The 828-nt window shown below is 73.4% G+C and carries 1 pseudogene; it reads right to left on the reverse strand.

Going from position 1 to position 828, the window contains the following annotated elements:
• Positions 1–828, reverse strand: a pseudogene (locus EQG76_RS17080) (hypothetical protein); the annotation flags it as partial.

Here is an 828-nt window from a genome sequence, read left to right on the forward strand (position 1 = left end):
CATGGCAGGAGGCGTGGGGCCAGGAACCGCAGGAAGCCGCCGGAAAGGTGGCGGATCCGGCGCTTGAGCAGGAAGGAGACCGCACTCCCGGACAGGGAAAGGAGAAGGCCGCTCAGGCTGGTGGCCAGCGCTGCGAGCCAGCCGCCGGTGGTGAGCCAAGCCCGATTGCCGGCGCGGTAGACGCGGAAGGCCTGCCGGGTCTGCTTGCCGAGCGTGGCCAGCACCGGCTCGGTGTTCTTGCCGAGCGCCTGGGCCACCCGCCGGTAGAACGGCAGGTCGGCCAGCCGGTCGGCCTGCCCGAGCACGCCCAGGGCAGCACCGGTGCCGGCCGCGCGCTGGATCCGGTAGAGTTCGGCTCCGACCTGACCGAGCTCGCCTGCCACCTCGGTGCGGACCAGGCGCGCGGCCGTCGCAGGCGTCAGGTCGAGATTTGCGGCGGCACGCTTTGCCGCCGGCAGGTCGACCAGCCGCGCGGCGAGCCGCCGGATGTCGGCGCCGACCCCGGCACTCGCCTTGGCAAAACGGGCACCCGTCTTGAGCACGGCCTTGCCGAACCGTGCCGGGATCGCCTGGGCCGGTGCGACGAAGGCAGCGGCGGTGAGCCCAAGCCCCGCCACGGACAGGCCCAGCACCAGCTCGTCCGGCTGCTCGGCCATTCCCAGCTGATAGACGATGTCGCGCAGATCCCCGGCCGGGGTGAGGTCGACCGCCAGGGCGCCGGCGAGGCCGCTCAGCGATTCGCCCTGCCCGGTCACCCCACCGCGCAACGCATCCCAGGAGCCGCGCAGGAGGGTAGCCTGCCAGCCGGTTGCCTCGGCCAGCGCCTCG

The sequence above is a fragment of the Geminicoccus flavidas genome, assembly GCF_009806515.1.
Classification (GTDB): Bacteria; Pseudomonadota; Alphaproteobacteria; order Geminicoccales; family Geminicoccaceae; genus Geminicoccus; species Geminicoccus flavidus.